Annotated in this window: 26 protein-coding genes; 7 read left to right on the top strand and 19 right to left on the bottom strand. The window is 44.8% G+C overall.

The window, feature by feature from the left end; all coding sequences use genetic code 11:
• The 9 genes from QD47_RS27650 to QD47_RS27620 form a co-directional block, all read right to left on the bottom strand.
• Positions 1–300: MBL fold metallo-hydrolase (locus QD47_RS27650; RefSeq protein WP_044649133.1), on the bottom strand; the 300-nt coding region annotated here is incomplete at its 3' end.
• Complete coding sequence (locus QD47_RS27645) at positions 290–772, bottom strand: hypothetical protein (RefSeq protein ID WP_044649132.1); 483 nt, start codon at positions 770–772, stop codon at positions 290–292. The genes QD47_RS27645 and QD47_RS27650, both read right to left, overlap by 11 nt.
• Entirely contained in the window at positions 769–972 is a 204-nt protein-coding gene (locus QD47_RS27640) for a hypothetical protein (RefSeq protein WP_235332385.1), read from the bottom strand. The genes QD47_RS27645 and QD47_RS27640 overlap by 4 nt, the downstream gene beginning before the upstream one ends.
• Before the next feature lie 137 nt (positions 973–1,109).
• The gene (locus tag QD47_RS30315) at positions 1,110–2,030 is read right to left on the bottom strand and encodes a RecT family recombinase (protein WP_052646990.1); all 921 of its coding nucleotides are present in this window, start codon (positions 2,028–2,030) and stop codon (positions 1,110–1,112) included.
• A gap of 14 nt (positions 2,031–2,044) precedes the next feature.
• Entirely contained in the window at positions 2,045–2,197 is a 153-nt protein-coding gene (locus tag QD47_RS32730; protein WP_200893536.1) for a DUF6906 family protein, read from the bottom strand.
• Positions 2,194–3,750 carry an AAA family ATPase gene (locus QD47_RS27630; RefSeq protein ID WP_044649131.1) on the bottom strand — a complete coding sequence of 519 codons (1,557 nt, stop codon included), beginning with the start codon at positions 3,748–3,750 and terminating at the stop codon, positions 2,194–2,196. Before QD47_RS27630 ends, QD47_RS32730 begins: the two co-directional genes overlap by 4 nt.
• Complete coding sequence (locus QD47_RS27625; RefSeq protein WP_044649130.1) at positions 3,725–3,937, bottom strand: hypothetical protein; 213 nt, start codon at positions 3,935–3,937, stop codon at positions 3,725–3,727. Before QD47_RS27625 ends, QD47_RS27630 begins: the two co-directional genes overlap by 26 nt.
• Positions 3,938–3,946: 9 nt before the next feature.
• Positions 3,947–4,114: a hypothetical protein gene (locus QD47_RS32725; RefSeq protein WP_200893537.1), complete on the bottom strand. Its 168-nt coding sequence runs from the start codon at positions 4,112–4,114 to the stop codon at positions 3,947–3,949.
• Positions 4,095–4,406 carry a hypothetical protein gene (locus QD47_RS27620; RefSeq protein WP_044649129.1) on the bottom strand — a complete coding sequence of 104 codons (312 nt, stop codon included), beginning with the start codon at positions 4,404–4,406 and terminating at the stop codon, positions 4,095–4,097. The genes QD47_RS32725 and QD47_RS27620 overlap by 20 nt, the downstream gene beginning before the upstream one ends.
• A gap of 83 nt (positions 4,407–4,489) precedes the next feature.
• Here QD47_RS27620 and QD47_RS27615 point away from each other — a divergent pair, with 83 nt between their 5' ends.
• Both QD47_RS27615 and QD47_RS27610 read left to right on the top strand, forming a co-directional pair.
• Positions 4,490–4,684, top strand: a complete 195-nt coding sequence (locus tag QD47_RS27615) for a hypothetical protein (protein ID WP_044649128.1) — start codon at positions 4,490–4,492, stop codon at positions 4,682–4,684.
• An 85-nt stretch (positions 4,685–4,769) separates the two neighbouring features.
• Entirely contained in the window at positions 4,770–5,015 is a 246-nt protein-coding gene (locus QD47_RS27610) for a hypothetical protein (RefSeq protein ID WP_044649127.1), read from the top strand.
• Here QD47_RS27610 and QD47_RS27605 read toward each other — a convergent pair.
• Genes QD47_RS27605 through QD47_RS27590 form a run of 4 tightly spaced genes read right to left on the bottom strand, consistent with a single transcriptional unit; the run spans position 4,993 to position 6,458 of the window.
• On the bottom strand, positions 4,993–5,190 hold the full coding sequence (locus QD47_RS27605) for a hypothetical protein (RefSeq protein ID WP_044649126.1): 198 nt from the start codon (positions 5,188–5,190) through the stop codon (positions 4,993–4,995). The two genes, QD47_RS27610 and QD47_RS27605, sit on opposite strands and share 23 nt — an antisense overlap.
• 16 nt (positions 5,191–5,206) lie before the next feature.
• Positions 5,207–5,824: a BRO-N domain-containing protein gene (locus QD47_RS27600; RefSeq protein ID WP_082067332.1), complete on the bottom strand. Its 618-nt coding sequence runs from the start codon at positions 5,822–5,824 to the stop codon at positions 5,207–5,209.
• Complete coding sequence (locus tag QD47_RS27595) at positions 5,808–6,185, bottom strand: hypothetical protein (protein WP_044649125.1); 378 nt, start codon at positions 6,183–6,185, stop codon at positions 5,808–5,810. The genes QD47_RS27600 and QD47_RS27595 overlap by 17 nt, the downstream gene beginning before the upstream one ends.
• Positions 6,186–6,221: 36 nt before the next feature.
• On the bottom strand, positions 6,222–6,458 hold the full coding sequence (locus QD47_RS27590; protein WP_082067331.1) for a helix-turn-helix domain-containing protein: 237 nt from the start codon (positions 6,456–6,458) through the stop codon (positions 6,222–6,224).
• Positions 6,459–6,673: 215 nt separating this feature from the next.
• Here QD47_RS27590 and QD47_RS27585 point away from each other — a divergent pair, with 215 nt between their 5' ends.
• Both QD47_RS27585 and QD47_RS27580 read left to right on the top strand, forming a co-directional pair.
• Positions 6,674–7,063: a helix-turn-helix domain-containing protein gene (locus QD47_RS27585; protein ID WP_044649124.1), complete on the top strand. Its 390-nt coding sequence runs from the start codon at positions 6,674–6,676 to the stop codon at positions 7,061–7,063.
• Positions 7,064–7,284: 221 nt separating this feature from the next.
• Complete coding sequence (locus QD47_RS27580) at positions 7,285–7,512, top strand: helix-turn-helix transcriptional regulator (RefSeq protein ID WP_044649123.1); 228 nt, start codon at positions 7,285–7,287, stop codon at positions 7,510–7,512.
• Between the two features lie 230 nt (positions 7,513–7,742).
• On the opposite strand, the gene QD47_RS27575 is transcribed toward QD47_RS27580, so the two are convergent.
• The 4 genes from QD47_RS27575 to QD47_RS27565 are packed head-to-tail and all read right to left on the bottom strand — an operon-like array spanning position 7,743 to position 9,415.
• Positions 7,743–8,117 (bottom strand): LytTR family transcriptional regulator DNA-binding domain-containing protein, encoded by a 375-nt coding sequence (locus tag QD47_RS27575; protein WP_052646988.1) that lies wholly within the window; start codon positions 8,115–8,117, stop codon positions 7,743–7,745.
• A 17-nt stretch (positions 8,118–8,134) separates the two neighbouring features.
• On the bottom strand, positions 8,135–8,269 hold the full coding sequence (locus QD47_RS31270) for a cyclic lactone autoinducer peptide (protein ID WP_082067330.1): 135 nt from the start codon (positions 8,267–8,269) through the stop codon (positions 8,135–8,137).
• An 8-nt stretch (positions 8,270–8,277) separates the two neighbouring features.
• Positions 8,278–8,793: an accessory gene regulator ArgB-like protein gene (locus tag QD47_RS27570; protein ID WP_044649122.1), complete on the bottom strand. Its 516-nt coding sequence runs from the start codon at positions 8,791–8,793 to the stop codon at positions 8,278–8,280.
• The gene (locus QD47_RS27565) at positions 8,786–9,415 is read right to left on the bottom strand and encodes a hypothetical protein (RefSeq protein WP_044649121.1); all 630 of its coding nucleotides are present in this window, start codon (positions 9,413–9,415) and stop codon (positions 8,786–8,788) included. Before QD47_RS27565 ends, QD47_RS27570 begins: the two co-directional genes overlap by 8 nt.
• 167 nt (positions 9,416–9,582) lie before the next feature.
• Between QD47_RS27565 and QD47_RS27560 the strand changes: the two genes are divergently transcribed.
• Positions 9,583–10,086, top strand: coding sequence for a hypothetical protein (locus QD47_RS27560; protein ID WP_044649120.1), 504 nt, complete (start codon positions 9,583–9,585; stop codon positions 10,084–10,086).
• Positions 10,087–10,291: 205 nt separating this feature from the next.
• Here the strand turns inward: QD47_RS27560 and QD47_RS33510 are convergent, their stop codons facing one another.
• Positions 10,292–10,405 (bottom strand): putative holin-like toxin, encoded by a 114-nt coding sequence (locus tag QD47_RS33510; protein WP_235332384.1) that lies wholly within the window; start codon positions 10,403–10,405, stop codon positions 10,292–10,294.
• A 98-nt stretch (positions 10,406–10,503) separates the two neighbouring features.
• Positions 10,504–10,725 (bottom strand): helix-turn-helix domain-containing protein, encoded by a 222-nt coding sequence (locus tag QD47_RS27555; RefSeq protein ID WP_044649119.1) that lies wholly within the window; start codon positions 10,723–10,725, stop codon positions 10,504–10,506.
• 383 nt (positions 10,726–11,108) lie between these two features.
• On the opposite strand from QD47_RS27555, the gene QD47_RS27550 reads away from it, so the two are divergent.
• Both QD47_RS27550 and QD47_RS27545 read left to right on the top strand, forming a co-directional pair.
• Positions 11,109–11,366 carry a hypothetical protein gene (locus QD47_RS27550; protein WP_044649118.1) on the top strand — a complete coding sequence of 86 codons (258 nt, stop codon included), beginning with the start codon at positions 11,109–11,111 and terminating at the stop codon, positions 11,364–11,366.
• Between the two features lie 44 nt (positions 11,367–11,410).
• Positions 11,411–11,599, top strand: coding sequence for a hypothetical protein (locus QD47_RS27545; RefSeq protein ID WP_044649117.1), 189 nt, complete (start codon positions 11,411–11,413; stop codon positions 11,597–11,599).
• Positions 11,600–11,665: the final 66 nt, after the last annotated feature.

Genomic DNA, 11,665 nt, shown 5'->3' with positions numbered 1-11,665 from the left:
GTAGCGGGTTTCAGTAACCCGGCGCAACTCGTCATCAACCACCGATATGCCTTTCCATTCACCCTCAGTCGCATATACCGGAATGCGGTACTTGTTCGCCATCGGTAGGCCCTTAATGTGGTCGCCGTGAGCATGAGTGATGAATATGCCTGTAATGTGATCGGGCCGTACACCAACGTCCAGCAGCCGTTTTTCGATCTTGGTTTTGGCTATACCCGCATCTATAAGGATGGTTTGATCTTGCGATGTGAGCGCGATGCAATTGCCTTTGGAGCCGGATGCTAGGATATCAACCTTCATCCGGGCGGACTCCGTACCAATATCCGGCATGTAATTGAGTTACACAAGATGAAGGAGTGTTGTTTCCATCCTTCCTATGGACTTCATATACAGTTTCCCCGTATGAGTCCCGCTCCCTAATTTCATAATCATCAGGAAGTAATTTTTCCAGAGCTTCAACCGTGATGTGCGTGGCAATCCCGTTAATCCCCACGTCAACCATCTTGCGGTCAATCAACGGACCTACAACCCCAGCCCGACTTGACCACATTCCACCATGTCCAGGTCTTTTATCGGGGTTGTCATTCCAAAGTCCAAAATTAACAACGCCATGTTCGTTCTCGCCCCAGTGGATGGTCTCTCCCTCTTCAACGGAGATTGTGTTTTCAAATTTCGGTATTAAACTGTTCAGGTACTCGTCGCCACCAACAACGCCGATGTACACGTTTTGACATCCATTGAAATATTCAAATCTGATCCATGCAATGTTCATATGGCCCTCTCCCTCTTAATCCGTTCTTGCCACTCTTTAAGGTGTTGGCATCCCTTTGCTGGTTCCTCGTAATGTCTGCGTCCCTTCACGAAAGAGACAAACATATCCGTACTGCGCTCGTAGTACATTCCGTTCAGGACTGGGCCAGTTGGTTCAGCGGGAACGTCGAACAGGTCCATTTGCTCCATGTCCTCGGACAACTCTGCCAACTCCCCTCAGTTCCCCGTAGCACCGGGGGCACACCCGCAAATCACGAATGTACTCTTCCCCGCCGGGATTTATCTCATTGCCGCAGACGTGACAGTCCTCACAGCGGACGTATATTTCGACTTGCTTGTTATACTGGAAGCTCGTCATTCGCCTGCTCCTGGGCAGCTTTCTCGGCAAGGTGCAGGTCCATAATTTTCAGCAAGCCCTTGAGCTCTGCCAGTGTCGGAGCGTCAGCCTTGGGTTTCGCATGCTCTTGGATATAGGCACGCTGATCATCCCTCTCAGTAATGCCAAGTTGCTTGAACTTAGATTTCATATCAGCGAGTGCTTTTTCAACAGGTGTCAGTGCTTGTTCGGGACTTCCGCCGGGTAGCGGCTGGTTCCCCTGTTTGGCTGCCGCTGCTGCTGCGTTCGTTTCGGCAGTAATGTCCTTTCGTTCATATGGCGGAGTAGCTTCCACGGCATTTGGCTGTTGTGTTTCGTCGTCGCCAAAGTCAAGGCCGTACTGTTTTTTCAATGCTCTTTGCTCAACATGCTTGCCGAACATATCATGAGTCCATTTGTTCCAGTTGTCCTTGTTCTGGCCCGTAAACATGTGTTCGATCTCTGATCGGTCCATAATAACCGTTACTGGTCTGTATCCGTTCCGATAAACAATAGAGTAAGCCCCGATGATATTGCCGCGCGGGAATCCAATCTCGTGAATTGTCACTTCTAACTCTTTTGTTTCGGGATTCTTTTCAATCCTAAATTCATCGTTTTGGCAAACCATCTGAGTGTCGGGCGGCTGGAACCCTTCTTTTTCCCGAGCTTTGGAAAGGTAGGCTTCGGCGGCAAATTGGATACGTGCCTGATTCCCGTATTTAATAAAGAAGATTTCGTTTTTGAATGGGTCGAGACCGTATGAAGCTGCTTTATGAGCAAACAGGAGAAATTCCGGATCTGTTGCTGTTGGGCAGAGAGAGGTACGTATTACCTCCAAGACTGCGGGCTGGAAAGCTCCTTCGATTTCAGGGGTAAGTGTTGGTAAGTTTCTGTTATTTGCCATGGATGATTGGCCTCCTATGATTTAATGATTCGGGTCTTGCCAGTAGTGCGGTGTACGATATGCATTGCAGCCGGTTCAACTTTGAACACGAGCCAGTTGTCAGGGTTTAAGTTTGCTTCTGTGATTGCGGCCTGCTGGCGGCGGGTAGGCTTCTTTCCGTTTTTCATGCTGCTTCCCCCGATTCGATTGTCAGTGGTGCATCCTCGACGGCCTTTACCAGAATGAGTTGACCAGAAGGATGCTTGATTTTAAATACACTCTCGCTGTTATCCACGGCTACCGGAGCAATGACACCACTCTGTTCGCTGAGGACTTCCCGAAGCTCCAGACCAGCTCTGACGGACTCTGACAGTGACAATAGCGGATACGCCTTTCCGTCCATCTCAATCACAAAGTCAGGCTTCCGTTCGCCATTTTTCTGTTCCTTGAAAAGCGAGATTGATAGAGTTGTGAACAGGCTTTGAACCTTGGCGGCCTGCAATTCGGCTTCCTTGGCTTCGAACGCCTTGATTGCATCCAGAACAAAGATAGAATCATTTCGGCTAGCAAGTGTCTCAGCCTCGTCTGCACGAGCTTTGTCGATGTCTGCCTGCATGCCTTGACGTGATGTGTGGGCCGATAGTGCTGTGGCTGTCACGTCCCGTTTAGCTTCCAAAGCTCGAATCTGTGCCGCCTGCTCTGATACATCGACAGGCTCAATCTTGGCAAGCTGGGCTTCCAGCTCTTTGCGCTCGTTAATAAGCTTCTGGTGCGCGTTCCGAAGTTCTTCCTTCCGGCGCTCCTTATCGGCTGTGACGGCATCCACAGACTCCGTATCAAGCGGACGTTTGCAAGTAGGGCAGGTGTCGTCAATAGGCTCGTTGTACACCTTCATATAGTTGTCCTTGGCCTGGGCAATCTGGCGCTGCAGGGACTGTATGGTACTCTCCAGTACAGTGCGTTTGCGGTTCGTCTCCCCAGCAAGATCCGTTTGGGCTTCCAGCGCCTTTATTTGCTCAAGCAACGCGGCATCTTCGGCTTTCACCGCTTCAATATCCTCCGGTGCAGGAGGCAATTTACTGAGCTGATCGACAAGAGCCTCTGTCCGACCCTGAGCCCGCTTATAGGCCGTGTCCTTGTCATTCTTGTTCTTCTTGTGGAATCTTTCCAACTCCGGCAGCGTGTGCTTCTTGACCAGCTCCGACAGCTTGGCAGCCTGCGGATTAAGGACGATATCCTTGGCCTTCTGTTCCGGGCTTGTCCGACTCATTTCCGCAAATACTTCCTTGTTGGAAATTGGGCTCACATACCGCAGCAGCAGATCCCTTTGATCATCCTTATGAAGAGTGAAGAAATAGGACGGATTATAAAGAGACAAGAACAAATCTTTATCAAAAAGAGATTTAACGATTTCGTCAAAATCGCCGTATTTACTAGGAACCTCGTTGACGTAGTAAGTAGCCTTGCCCTTCTCAATTCCACGGCCCAGCATAACCTGTTTACCATCAATGTCCAGCAACGTTTCAGACAGCACGTGATCGTATTCGTAGTTGGTAGGTGTAGGATCGAGCTTGCCACCAATGGTATCTGTGCCGTACAATGTCCACGTAGGTAATTCCAAAGTAGTGGACTTGCCTGACCCATTGTCGCCCGTGATCTGTGTTATCCGTCCAAAGTTAACAGACAGGTCACGGTGCGCTTTAAAGTTGTGCGCCTTAGCGCTGTTTATTTTTATTTCCATGTGTTACCTCCAAATTGTATTTGCGCTCCAGCATGTGCATTTCCATCAGCAACGTTCCTCGGGCTTTCGGGTCCTGCTCGTCCAGATACATGTCGTACACGAACAGATAATGCTTGATGTCCCGCTGCACTGCCGGGGCTAGGTTATTATAAAATTGAAGGAATAATTGCTGTTCGTGATTGTTCATGCTCCCACCTCAATCAAGAGAGATATCGTCGTCCAGTTCCGTCGAATATTCATTTCCCATGCTGTCCTGAATGTGGACATCAACGGTACCATCTTCACATTCCGTGGCATCAACTACTGTTATGCTCCGAGTAATCGAACCAGTGCGGCCTATCAAGTCATCGCGCTTCATTCCCAATGTGTTCACCCCCCTCCGGATAGTCCTGAGTCATTTCAGATATACACAGCCTGCAAACGTCCTGCTCGTTCCAGCGCCGCAAGAACCGCTGTTCCATGCTGTTACCACATACCGCACAGCAAGGCTTGTCCTCTGCGTTCTGCACGCCTCCCAGCTCCGCTTTGAGTTCGCCAATCGCTTCGTCGAAGAAGTCCGAAGTACCAGCAGCAGCCCTCTTTTGCATTCCCTCCAATAGATTCAGGCGCTTCCATGCGGCCCGGCGTTGTTCCAATCTTTCAACTGTCAGTGTCACGTGTGTGCATGCTCCCTTCCAAGATTTTTCCTTCTCATATAAAATAGATTTGGTCATAATTTTGATGAAGGCAGGTGTTTTAAGTGAAACGGATTTACGCTAACCTCATAGGAACATGGACCGATATAACCGACAGCGGTCTAATCGAAAACACTGATCCTGTAACTTACTACAATGAAGAGTGGCACAGATTTTTTGAACTCAATTATGTGAATATCAGATTTGGCGATAAAAACTATCGAATTCATCCAGCTCAATTGCAGGTTGTTTTTGATTGATTTCTAATCGAGTTAGTTTGTTCGGGCATCCTTTCTTTCAGCTTCCTCATTCTGGTAAACTATTTTCCAGAGGGAGGTGATAGTATTGAATAAAGATAACTTACTTAAATTAATTTCGGGATTACCCCTGACCAACGTCCAAAATTACGGTTATATTGTGTTAATGACAGATGTTTACGATGTTTGTTTGGCGCATGGTGTTGATAACACAAACTTGGTCGTCGCTTGGTTGGAAATGCTTGAGAATGATAAGATGGTTACGTTAGTGCGGATGAAAGATTCGGGATTTGAAAATATGGCTATCGGACTTACTTTCCCTGAATCTTCCTAGAGTCTTTATGCATTGCAATTGAAAATATGGTGTTGCTAATTTCTCTTATTGAATCGAAATCACGATCAGCAATTAACTGATATAGTTCAATAGCGATTGCAGAATTGCGCTTGCCTTGTAATGATTCCTTTGATACCACCGTTGCCGCGGTGGTTTCTTTTTTTGGTTTGTTCATGATTACCATCCTTTCGTTAATGAATGTGTTTGTCGTAAATCGTTTGAGATACCGCTATGTCCAGCCCAAACCGTTCTTTGGTGCCCATCAAGTCAACCGTATCTTCCAGAATCTCCTGCCTGCTTACGAGCATGTCCGGCGTCATTTGGTCTTTCTTGATCATCTTCGGGTGACCGTATTTGCTCGAAACAGCTTTGTTCGCAATGGTGTTGGCCTTTATGAAGTCCACACGTACAGGCTGTTTAAGGCTGGAGCGTAGTTTCTGCATAGCCTCTTTCTGGTGGTCCTTGTCCAACAACCTGAATATCTGGAACCCTTCGAGTCCGGTGGATTGGCGGAGCTGCTTGATTATGTCGAAAACCCAATCTTGGAAAGCCTCAGCTTCTTTACGGCGTGACCGCATAATCAATCGATAAACGGCTTTTTCAGAGATAATTGCAACTCCTTGCTTTCCGCCGAGGGTGTCGGTTAAAGCTACACCCTTTTGAGCATCAGGCAATCGACCTACTGCATCACGATTGTTTCTTATGCCAAGCACTTTAGTAACATCTGCTGCTACCGCCCACCACTCACCGGGTACCTTCTCCACAAACCGGATATCGTGACCGAGCCATCTTTCAGTTCGTATATTCACCCTGTTCACCAGCCTTTGGTTTGCTGTACTTTAGCATTGTGGAGACAACAGCATCGACAATTTCTCTGGCTGCCTGTGCTTGGTCTGTCGTCAGTCCTTGTACATTACTGACACCCAATGAGTTACGAACGATTGTTGATAGTGCATTGACGACTTGATACCGATTGTATGTTACCAAGTGTCTGAGACGGTGCAATGCTTCGTCTCTTATAGGGGGCCATATACTGAGGCTTACCGAAGCTGATTGTTTTCGGCTTTCTTCCTCTACTTGAGATTTGATTTTTGGCTCAAGTTCGCGAATAAGACTTTCCTTCAAATCAGCAAACTGTTCAGGAGTCATCACGATTGCATTAGGATTCATGGGCAACCTCCCTTTGTATAATTTCATTACCAATAGTTAAGGCTGGTGATGGGCAGCTTCCTGTTTTTCTTGTCCAACGTTCATGTCGTAGTTGAACTCGACATGAATACCAAGAGCAGCGCAAACTTCATTGATGATGCCCTCATGCCACCTCCGCTCACCTTTTAATAGATCGCTAATATATTGGTAACTGCGTTGTGTGGATCGGGCTAAGTCCGCTTTGCTCATACCCTTTGCTTCCATTGCAGCCTCAACCGCTTCTGTGAAATTCATTGTTGTTCACCTCCATGGCTAAATAATAAGCATTATGCTTACAAATGTAAAAGAGCAAAATTAAGCATTTTGCTTAAATAACGAGCATTTCTCTGATATTATCAGCATTATGCTTTGAAATGCTTATTTTTTCAGCATTTTGCTTATTGTTTAAAAACATGGGTAGTGGTATTATCATTACAGCAAAATGCTTAAATAGAAGGAGCGGTAAACTAATGTCTGGTGCGGATAGTAGATTGAAAAGAATAAGAAAAGAGAAGAAAATGAGCGGCATAGCAGTTGCGAAGGCTTTGGGCATTACTCCACAATACTATTACGATATAGAGAAAGGAGAACGACGGTTAACAACTGAAATAGCGGGGAAATTAGCTAATCTATACCAAACAACAGTTGATTATCTAATTGGGGTAACCGATATTAATCAATACGAAATGGGTAAAAACACAAACAACCCCGATCTTCACGAGGAATCGGAGTTGGCTGAGATATCTATAGAGAGACTAAACCAGTACAAATTGAGCTATAAAGGTCATGACCTGAGTAAGGAAGAGGCTGACGATATTATTGAGCTTCTTGAGGCGGCTTTAAAACGTTGGAAGAAATAATCTCTTCTAAACGCTTTTCGACTTCCGACGTTTCAATCCCTTTGTTATGTAACATTTCTAAGTAACACTTTAAATCGACCGTTTTTGAATCCATAACAACACTCCTAGATGAAATGACGTCCGTTTTTGAGAGGTTGGAATCAGTATACCACAGCTCACTAAAAATGCGAACAAAAATACGAACACTAGATTAAAATGGAATACATAGAGAGGAGACCCGTATGGATTACCGGCTTGGGGCTTGCCTCTTGCTGGAACGACTGAAAGAAAACAATATGACTCAGGCTGATTTTGCTAGGGTGATGGGCGTGTCTAGACAATTCGTGAACAAGTTACTAAGCGGGGAGCGTAAAATGTCCCTTGAATTTGCCTATAATGCAGCCTATCGGTTAAACTGCAGGATCACTGACCTCTATGTACTTGAAGTCGTCCGCAATGAGGCGGAGTAGTTTTTCTACTCCCCCACAGCCTTATTGTCACCCATGCGGGTTACAGAAATATAACTGTTCATGTGATCATTTAATACCAAAAACTCCTATTTGTAAAAACAAATTCGTGTGCGAATGTTAAATATGTCGCTACACAATTCGACAGCATATTACATGCGTTATGTGTTAAGGAGCTGTCGAATATGTAAATTCATTGTCGAAAAGAAAAAAAAGAGCCGCATTTGCGGCTCCTATCTGGATATAACTATTCCGGGGTTTAACACGCGGAGTTCCTCGGCGACTTTATTAAACCTACGCCCTGCCATTGTGCAGGTCATTTTTTTATTAATTTGGACATTTGCAAATTCAGCAAGTTTAAACGCGAAGTTTATACCCGTCAATTTATCGACGTTTATCGTGTAGCTCCGGTCCACATTGTAGAATCTGTATCCTTCGTTATTAAATAGCATTTCCCAATACCCCAATGGTCCAACTGTGTAAAAAACGCCATCAAACGTATGCATTGCGATACGTTGAATGCTGCTCTGGCTCTCTATGAACAATATAGTGTCCACTTCCAATAGTTTCTCGCCCCTATCGGGCGAAATGGTGACTGAAATTATCATGTTACCTCCGAGCAAGCTTATTTCAGCAGTTCTTTTGGCGGCTTTGGATTGTAGACATAAAATAAACTTGCCACCACAACGGTCATAATTGCAAACGATGATAGGCACGTAGCCAGTGCAAAATAGGTGCTTCTTTTGATGTTAAACTTCATTTTCTGCTTCACCTCCTAAAGTTAATTAACAGTATGGTTTGCGACAGAAAGCTTACTGCCGTTACTGGGTCCGAAAAGTAAAAATTAAGACCGACCACGCATAGGGCAAGCACTTTAAGCAGCGGAAAATATTTCGGTGGTATGCGGGTCTGGTTTTCGATCCCCGCTGGAGCAAAAAGTAGGATTAACAGCATACTCATTATCGTTGCAATCATAGTCCACTTGTGATCCAAGACTATGAACGATAACCCGGTAAATAGCAGTGTGGAGACAGCTACGCAGCCCATGCCACTTTTAAGGTGCAGCCCTCCCGTCATTTGGCGCAGGAAGGCGAATGCTGCCATAATCGTCACCACTTCCCTCGTGTGGCCTGTGAAAACTGATATAACGAGGGTCAGACCCGTGATAAATACCATATTTAACAGAACAGCCAAGGCATGCTGTAATACTGCAACAGAGGCCGGATGGTCTGGTACAACACTTTTAATATGCTGCGCCATCCGTAAGGCTAGTGGCTCAATCATATTCCCTCTCCTTTTTCAATGCATAGTATAAGAAAAGACCCGCTGCCATGGCAAAATAGGCTATATTGAGCCACACATCATTGAGGTAGGCTATTACTGTTACTGTAACCAACGCGCCTATTATTACGACGATTACAAGATTTTGTTCCCATTTGAAGCGTAGTTTGTCAAACGGGGCGATAAAACCGATTCCGAACTTGTAGAGTAGACCCGACGCGATCAGCACGACAGCACTGGTTATGGCTTGCAACAAAGACCCCATTGCTGTTCCCCCCTGCAACTCACTCATAGGGGTGTCTGAATACATAAGCACTAAAAGAATTGTTTGAACCAGTGTATAAACAAAAAAACCAGTTACAGAGAGTATGCATGACCATATTAGCGGTACTTTAACCACCGTAGTAATTAATAGCACCATTAACAGTATGTTTATTACTGGAGCCAAAAACGCTAGGTCCAGTTCTTCCCGCAAGACAAAACTTTGCAGAGACATGAGTAGTGATACGACCAGCGCCTGCCATTGGAAATCAAGCGCCTTGAGCCTAAAAATCGTTAAGGTTAGTACAAAAGCCGTAAAACTCTCAACCACAGAAAAAGTTATAAACATAGACGCATCCCACATCTAAATTCCACCTTCTTTAATATCATTACTACTCTTGTAAATATACGATTTATGACAAGGATCATCAACATAATTTTTGGGACTATTTTCATATTTCAGTAGAATCATTTTCCTCATTCTGGTAGACTATAGCCTATAAAATATTGATTAATTAGGGGGATGTTATTTTGAAAACACGAATAGGGATTTTAATTTTATTGTCGATCTTGGTTTTGTCTGCATGTACCAATAAAGATGCAAACAATTCTGCTACCGAAAGTAAGACTACACCAGCCAGCACAGAAACAACTGTGAAAGAAGCTGAACCAACTACGACAAACAATACCGAAGTGACATCCGAAGATGTAGTATCTAAGTTAAAAGCGGCTGGTTTAGAGGCAGAGAATTCAAGAGAAATGAAACCGAAGGATTACGGTCCATTGCCAATGCGAGCTAAGAGCGCCGCAATATTTTACTTACCTTCTATCGGCAAGACAAACAACGGGCATGTTTTTGTGTTTGAGAATAATGAGGACTTAAAGGAAGTAAAGAAATACTATGATGACATGGGGAAGGAGTCCGCTATGTTCTTCTCGTACACATACGCAAAGAATAATATCCTACTGCATATGACAGGCCAAGCGACAGAAGAACAATTCAAAAAATATCAAGATGTCGTTGATAGCTTATAAAAAAGGCCCCGGAGCAATCCGGGGTTTTAATATTTGACTATAGTCAACAAAGGCAATTTTATTGCCTGAATAATTTCCGTGTGGTAACATAAGAATAGAAAAAGGGAACGGCAGCCACCGTCCCCTGCACGACTTGCCGCTATAAGAGCGGTCGGCGTTTAAGGTGTTGATCTAGGAATAAGACCGTATCCTTAGTGGGGGCGGTCTATTTCTTTTTGTTTTGGTTCAACGCAATAACAATCGTAACGATTAATCCGATCAACGTAATTAATAACGTGCCGAACATCATCATTAATGTCAAAGCATCTTTAACCTCCACAAGCATCACCTCCCTTCCGGGAGATTAGCCGACCGCCCTTTATAGCCGTTTTGTCGCACAATCCAGATTATACCACAAGTCCTCATGTTGAGGGCTTTTTATTTTGGCTCATCAATAGTATCCGCCACATGCTCTAGTATATCGCCTAGCTTTACCTCAAGGAATGCACACAACTTATCCATGGTATCTAAATCAACCCTTTTCACCTTGTCGTGGTACAGCCCTGACACGGTATTAACAGCAAGCCCAGTCCCTGCTACCACATCGGCAACCTTTAGACGCTTACGCCCCATTATCTCACTCAGATGATTCACGATCATTTTATATCCCTCCTGATAAATAAAATACACTACTTAAATAAAAATATCAACAAGTTAACATTTTCTATTGACTTATATATCAGGAAGTAGTATATTTATATCAGGAAGTTGATAGTTGTGACTTCCCGAAAGGGTGAAACAGAGGAATGAAGGATTGGGTAAACCTGATTACGGCAATCATACAATTGGTTACAGCGTTCGCAATTCTAAACGCACATAGCCGTAAGAAGACAAAGAAAAAAGGAACCAAACGACGCGGTAGGCGCAGACGTTAAGGATTCCTTTGTAGAGGGCGGCTTACACAGCGCCTTCTATACCCAATCATAGCATACGAGATTAACATATACAATCTGGCGGCGGCCTTACGTGGGAGGGATAAGCATATGAATAACGTTCAAAAAAATTACATGGTGGAAAAGGCGGCTTACGATGCCGCCAAAGAAAACGAAGATTGGGAACTGGTTGAAAGGCTGGAAATCCCATATCTTGAGGCGGAATCAGAGATGGTCGAGTGGGCTCTCGATCATGCGGATAAAAGCAACATGATACCACCAGAGTTAATATTGACGCTTCGCGATAAATGGATGTTCCCACAGTACCATGAACGCATGGTTGATCTAGCATTCAGGTTGTCGGTTTAACTAATGGGGCCTATGGCCCCTCTATAACAGGAGGTAAATCGAATATGTCAGCAAAAAATAAAGTGTCCACGTACAAGAAATTTAAGATAAAGGAAAGCATAGATATTACAACTGGCTTTCCGGTTTTCGAGGTTTATACACCGGAAGAATGGGCGTACGGCGCAGGCATCCGGTCCAGCGAATGGGATGCCTGCTCCATGAAGGAAGCGCATGAATTTATAGATTCGTATTAAAAACAGGAGGTAATCGTATGGATACTATAGTGAGCGTGGCGGCACTGGTCGTCTCGGTGTACGTGG

It is taken from the genome of Paenibacillus terrae (assembly GCF_000943545.1).
In the GTDB taxonomy this organism is placed as follows: domain Bacteria; phylum Bacillota; class Bacilli; order Paenibacillales; family Paenibacillaceae; genus Paenibacillus; species Paenibacillus terrae_A.
The sequence above is the reverse complement of the archived record's forward strand: the minus strand, read 5'-3'. Positions and strand labels throughout refer to the sequence as shown.

Excerpts from the sequence above, each read along its gene's own strand:
- QD47_RS27625 (WP_044649130.1), bottom strand. The coding sequence starts at position 3,937 with ATGAACAATCACGAACAGCAATTATTCCTTCAATTTTATAATAACCTA.
- QD47_RS27550 (WP_044649118.1), top strand. The coding sequence starts at position 11,109 with ATGAATAACGTTCAAAAAAATTACATGGTGGAAAAGGCGGCTTACGAT.
- QD47_RS27585 (WP_044649124.1), top strand. The coding sequence starts at position 6,674 with ATGTCTGGTGCGGATAGTAGATTGAAAAGAATAAGAAAAGAGAAGAAA.
- QD47_RS27555 (WP_044649119.1), bottom strand. The coding sequence starts at position 10,725 with ATGATCGTGAATCATCTGAGTGAGATAATGGGGCGTAAGCGTCTAAAG.
- QD47_RS27570 (WP_044649122.1), bottom strand. The coding sequence starts at position 8,793 with ATGATTGAGCCACTAGCCTTACGGATGGCGCAGCATATTAAAAGTGTT.
- QD47_RS27590 (WP_082067331.1), bottom strand. The coding sequence starts at position 6,458 with ATGAATTTCACAGAAGCGGTTGAGGCTGCAATGGAAGCAAAGGGTATG.
- QD47_RS30315 (WP_052646990.1), bottom strand. The coding sequence starts at position 2,030 with ATGGCAAATAACAGAAACTTACCAACACTTACCCCTGAAATCGAAGGA.
- QD47_RS27575 (WP_052646988.1), bottom strand. The coding sequence starts at position 8,117 with ATGATAATTTCAGTCACCATTTCGCCCGATAGGGGCGAGAAACTATTG.
- QD47_RS27595 (WP_044649125.1), bottom strand. The coding sequence starts at position 6,185 with ATGAATCCTAATGCAATCGTGATGACTCCTGAACAGTTTGCTGATTTG.
- QD47_RS27545 (WP_044649117.1), top strand. The coding sequence starts at position 11,411 with ATGTCAGCAAAAAATAAAGTGTCCACGTACAAGAAATTTAAGATAAAG.
- QD47_RS27580 (WP_044649123.1), top strand. The coding sequence starts at position 7,285 with ATGGATTACCGGCTTGGGGCTTGCCTCTTGCTGGAACGACTGAAAGAA.
- QD47_RS27565 (WP_044649121.1), bottom strand. The coding sequence starts at position 9,415 with ATGTGGGATGCGTCTATGTTTATAACTTTTTCTGTGGTTGAGAGTTTT.
- QD47_RS31270 (WP_082067330.1), bottom strand. The coding sequence starts at position 8,269 with ATGAAGTTTAACATCAAAAGAAGCACCTATTTTGCACTGGCTACGTGC.
- QD47_RS27630 (WP_044649131.1), bottom strand. The coding sequence starts at position 3,750 with ATGGAAATAAAAATAAACAGCGCTAAGGCGCACAACTTTAAAGCGCAC.
- QD47_RS32730 (WP_200893536.1), bottom strand. The coding sequence starts at position 2,197 with ATGAAAAACGGAAAGAAGCCTACCCGCCGCCAGCAGGCCGCAATCACA.
- QD47_RS27645 (WP_044649132.1), bottom strand. The coding sequence starts at position 772 with ATGAACATTGCATGGATCAGATTTGAATATTTCAATGGATGTCAAAAC.
- QD47_RS27605 (WP_044649126.1), bottom strand. The coding sequence starts at position 5,190 with ATGAACAAACCAAAAAAAGAAACCACCGCGGCAACGGTGGTATCAAAG.